The 5,243-nt window shown below is 49.2% G+C and carries 4 protein-coding genes; 3 read left to right on the top strand and 1 reads right to left on the bottom strand.

All coding sequences use genetic code 11. From position 1 onward, the window contains the following. Positions 1-187: hypothetical protein (locus ACUNV4_RS30125; protein ID WP_430882386.1), on the bottom strand; the 187-nt coding region annotated here is incomplete at its 3' end. A 195-nt stretch (positions 188-382) separates the two neighbouring features. Between ACUNV4_RS30125 and ACUNV4_RS30120 the strand changes: the two genes are divergently transcribed. The 3 genes from ACUNV4_RS30120 to ACUNV4_RS30110 all read left to right on the top strand — a co-directional run bounded on the left by ACUNV4_RS30120 (position 383) and on the right by ACUNV4_RS30110 (position 5,069). Further along, positions 383-3,064, top strand: coding sequence for a hypothetical protein (locus tag ACUNV4_RS30120; RefSeq protein ID WP_430882385.1), 2,682 nt, complete (start codon positions 383-385; stop codon positions 3,062-3,064). A gap of 479 nt (positions 3,065-3,543) precedes the next feature. Then, the gene (locus tag ACUNV4_RS30115; RefSeq protein WP_430882384.1) at positions 3,544-4,563 is read left to right on the top strand and encodes an ABC-three component system protein; all 1,020 of its coding nucleotides are present in this window, start codon (positions 3,544-3,546) and stop codon (positions 4,561-4,563) included. Then, positions 4,551-5,069 carry an ABC-three component system middle component 2 gene (locus ACUNV4_RS30110; RefSeq protein WP_430882383.1) on the top strand — a complete coding sequence of 173 codons (519 nt, stop codon included), beginning with the start codon at positions 4,551-4,553 and terminating at the stop codon, positions 5,067-5,069. The genes ACUNV4_RS30115 and ACUNV4_RS30110 overlap by 13 nt, the downstream gene beginning before the upstream one ends. Positions 5,070-5,243 lie beyond the last annotated feature (174 nt).

The raw sequence follows: 5,243 nt of genomic DNA, 5'->3' as shown, positions 1-5,243 counted from the left end.
GGATTATATTGATTTTGGCATCATCAATGGCCCAACCAGCAACAGCGTCAGTGTCAACGCGGTAGAGCCTGTAGGGCGGGTTGATCTGGTTGCCAACCCTCGCATTGTCGGCGCTGATTCCAATCCCGTCTCCCAAATCACTCTCGGTGAAAACTTTCGGATCAACTTCTCCCTTCGAGAATTCCAAGGCGAACCCAAACAACTCCTAGGTGCCCGAGTTGTTATCGATCCACCTGGTGGCGGTGATCCCATTATCCCCCCCGAACTTGATCTCGGCCCACTTAACTTCGGTGCCAGGCAAACTATTTCGCGTAATTTGTCTTCTTCCATCTTTCGAGATCGTGACCCAGGCACCTACCGATTCCGTGTGCAAGGCAGATTCTTGGCAGAAGAGGATTATATTGATTTTGGCATCATCAATGGCCCAACCAGCAACAGCGTCAGTGTCAACGCGGTAGAGCCTGTAGGGCGAGTTAACCTTGCGGGATCGCCAATAATCACTGGCACTACACTTATAGCACCCAATCAGGTCTCTCTTGGCGAGAATTTCAACATCAATGTCACACTCGCAGAATACCAAGGAGCGCCTAAAGAACTATTGGGACTCAGAGTGGTTATTGATCCACCCAATGGCGGAGAAACTATTGAACCATTAGAATTAGTATCAGGCCCAATCTCGTTCACTGCTAACCAGTCTGTCTCCCGGTCATTCACCACTAGTATATTTGAGCAGAATGGACCCGGTACCTACGGAATTCGCGTTCAAGGGCTATTCAGCACGCTTGAAGGGTTTATTGATCTGGGGTTTGTTGAGGGTGCGACTGGCAACAATCCTATTTTCATCACCGCTATCCAAACCGTTGAGCCGGTTGGCTGGATTGATCTGGCAACCGGATTGACGATTTCCCCTAGAAATATTGCGACGCCATCGACGCAAGTTCTTTTGGATAAATTCTTCGATGTCAATATCTCACTTAAAGAATATCTGGGTGCGCCCAAGGCGATTCTTGGTGCACGTATTGTGATAGAACCACCCAGTGGTGCCCCCGTTATTACACCTCCCGAATTGACGATAGGGCCAACAGTATTCTCAGCCAATCAGCAGATTGACCGAACCTTGACTACCAGAATATTCTCCGAGCATGGTCCAGGTGTCTATAAGTTGCGAGCACAGGGTCTGTTCAACTTAAGCGAAGGCTACATTGACTTTGACATAGTGCCGGAAGGAACGGGTGCGAACCCCCTAACTATCACCGCAACGGGACAAACCAACAGTTACTCGTCAATTACCAAACAAGAGAATAATGCTATTTTTATTACTCATGGTTGGAAATCGTCTTCAGATGCGTGGCCGTCGGAAATGGGGAGTAGTATCTGCAATCGACTTGGAATCTCGATGAGTGAAATCGATGTTAATGCGAACGACTTTACTTTCATCTGCTCCGGAAACCAATGGGATGTATGGGTTATTGATTGGAGCAGTGTGGCATCGCAAAGCCCGCCCAGCACTGCCTTCAATGGTGCTTCTACAATAGCTGAAAGTATTGCAAGAAGGTTATATCCTATGGAATACGATCATATACACTTTGTGGCACATAGTGCGGGATCGAATCTGATAAGCAGCTTTGCGACGTTATTTAGGACCGGTGCAGAAAATTCTAGTTCGATTAAAAAACCATTTATACATTTAACATTTCTTGATGCCTACGATCCCAACACAATTGATCTTGACAATACAACTCAAGACTATAGTCAATTGGGTCAAGACGCAGACGCGGTAGATAATTATATCGATTCGCGTTTTCTTGGCGGAAATTTATTTGGACTTGATAGAACTCAAAATATTGTAGCCGGTGCTACAAACTTTGAGATCAAGAATGCTGAAATAAGAGTTCCGACAACTCTAGAATTGCTCAGCGGTGACGCCCAATGGCGTCATGCATGGCCTTACGTTTTTTATAATAACTCAATAAGGAATGCTGGCTATCAAGTCGGATTTCAACTGTCCTTAGAATCTGGAAGGTTGGCTACTGTTTTGGATAGAACAACTAAGTACTGCATTATTAATAACGTCACTGATGGCTGTTCGGCGGAATCTGTTGGCACGTTCCCAGTAACAGCGGAAATTGACAATATATATATTGGTGAAGTAGAGCGACTTGCTACTTTAGAATTTGACTCCTCGGATGTAAGTAATCCCGAAGACGGATACGTATTTTCACGAACAGACGTGGAGGAACTCCGATGGATAGCAACTAATAATAATGGAGTCGTCGGGAGTATCTGGATAGATCAGTTGTGCGCTGAATCCTTAGGTGGCCCAACAGTATTCGGCAACTGGGGGGAATTAACAGATCGAGCCCCAGCCCAAGACTCAATAAATGATCCTTGCACAACCATGGGATCTGATCCGGTAGTGAACCCTACAGGATACGTATTTTCACGAACAGACGTGGAGGAACTCCGATGGATAGCGACTAATAATAATGGAGTCGTTGGGAGTATCTGGATAGATCAGTTGTGCGCTGAATCCTTAGGTGGCCCAACAGTATTCGGCAACTGGGGGGAATTAACAGCTCGAGCCCCGGCTCAAGACACGATAGATAGTCCTTGCACAACCATGGGAACTGATCCGGTGGTGAATCCTACAGGATACGTATTTTCACGAACAGACGTGGAGGAACTCCGATGGATAGCAACTAATAATGAAGGAGTCACGGGGAGTATCTGGATAGGTCAGATGTGCGCTGAATCCTTAGGTGGCCCAACAGTGTTTGGCGACTGGGGGGAATTAACAGCTCGAGCCCCGGCTCAAGACACGATAGATAGTCCTTGCACAACCATGGGATCTGATCCGGTGGTGAATCCTACAGGATACGTATTTTCACGAACAGACGTGGAGGAACTCCGATGGATAGCAACTAATAGTGATGGAGTCGTGGGGAGTATCTGGATAGATCAGTTGTGCGCTGAATCCTTAGGTGGCTCAACAGTATTTGGCGACTGGGGGGAATTAACAGCTCGAGCCCCTGCTCAAGATTCGATAGATAGTCCCTGCCGATAAAGATGATTTGGTATTTAGTTTCCAATTTTAACTATCAACAGCAATCCTGCCCGTCAAATTAACAGTCAATCAGAACACAGGTCGCCAGCAATGGGGCGATACGATAGTACTCATTACATGAGGTGCCGTATTTCTTGATCACGAACGGCGTCTTTGAGGACATTCCTGCCGGTCCTGACGATAAACACGCGTTGTGCCCTCGAGTAATTCGGTAGGGCAGGGTAGGGTGAAATCCGTTAAAACAGGTTTATTACGGATTCTTCCGACGACGTTCACCGATCGTCAGTGGCAATCATTTGGAGTCATCACGAAGAGCACGGCCCAGTTGCCCAGCTGTGCATACTTGTCGGTCATCAACAGATTTACAGCGACTTTGATAGACGCTAGGATAGCGTATGTAGTTTGTCTGGAGCTGATCCGACATCTACACATTCGTTCCAAGGGACTATAGCCAGAATAGAATTGGGAAATACATGCCGTTGAACGAAACACGCCATCTCCTGGCGCTTAACGATGACGAACTCGAGGAACTGATCAAGAAGTGGATCGCACGCCTCATCAATATTCAAGCGGAATATGTTGGCTTTGATAGGCCGACGGCATCGGCTGACCAAGGACGTGACTCGGTTGGATTTCTGACGGAACATCGTTACGACGGCGCTTGGGATAACTACCAGTGCAAGCACCTCAAAAAACCACTCAGCCTTAGCGCCTTCCATGTTGAGTTGGGGAAGATGTTCTACTATGCGCAGCGTGGCGACTTCGTACTACCTCGCCGGTACGTATTCGTTGCTCCAAATTCGGCAGTGCGTGACGTGTTGAAGTTGATCGATAGGCCATCGAAAATTGGCCCAGCATTGCTAGCCAAATGGGATGCGTATTGTACTACTGGCATCACCAAATCAGGCGCACCGCTGACTCCCGAGATTCGTATTGCAATAGAGGATTACACGTTTGATAAGGTGATGCTCTGGAAAAGTACAGACATCGTGGAACAAGAGCAAATGCGCGGCCTCATGGTTGAGGCGTTAGGGCTCGATCCTGGACCTGCACCTGTTCTGCGCGATATAGATATACCCGCCGTACCTGGTGCGGAGGAGGCGGGCTATCTCGGCCAACTATTGCGGGTTTACGGAAACCATCGTGGTCGACCTTTTGCGGACCACGATGAGATTATGGCTGACGATGCCTATGCGCCGCGAATTACGCGTGCACGGCGGCAGTTTCTCGACCGCAAGGCTTTCCGTCGCCATTTCCGGGACAACCTCGATAATAATTTGATCGACCAAGTAGACTTGGATGTCCTCGATAGCGTTCAAGATCGCTATGATGGGTACGAAGGGAAATCGCCCTACGAGCGCCTACTCGGGGTCATAGAGCACGCAGCCATGGTTGAAGTAAGTGGGCCGCTAGGTAAGCACCGACGAGTCACGCCACGCGTCAAGCAGGGGGCCTGCCACAATCATGCATCTGAAGGATCGCTGCAATGGGACCGATGACACCAAACACTGTTTCCAGTACTGACCCGCCAGCCCTTTTTAACACTCCACTTGAAGCAGGCCTCCGTGCCGTAGTGGTTCTCGACGCTTTCGCGCCGCGCGCCTTCGATCTTGCCTCATTGTCGCTTCTCGACTATTACGTAGTCCATTCAGGTGATCTCGACGTGAGTGGCGACGAGAGGCCAGAAAGCTTGCATCCCGCAGTAGCAGCACGCATGGGTGAATACTTCGTTCGCCGTCGCCTGATCGAGGAAGGGCTCGCGATGATGGAACGGGCGTTCATAATCGAGCGTGTCGCTGACGAAGATGGGCTGTCTTTTCGGGCATGCGGTGTAGCCGCCGCCATGGTTGATCTGATGGAAACCAACTACAACGCTCACCTCCGCAAGACAGCGCACTGGATCGCTCACTTCGCCGAGCAGGAAGGGTACGATGCGTTCTTCGACCGCCTAGCTCAAGGCGTGAGTCGTTGGGCTCACGAGATCGAAAGAGACCCAGTGTTGTGAGTATCAGGCCTCCACGATTACGGATTGATCGGCTCGCTTTCAGTGGCCCCGAAAAAGAGCAAGTTACGGTGCCGTACAGCAAGGGGCTCAACATTTTGAGATATAGTCAATAGTAGTGTCCAGCCAGTTGAATCAAGCGACGCTCTGGTTGACCTCCTGCACTTCAACGCCGTC

It is taken from the genome of Granulosicoccus sp. 3-233, from assembly GCF_052681095.1.
This window is presented reverse-complemented; position numbering and strand designations above follow the sequence as displayed.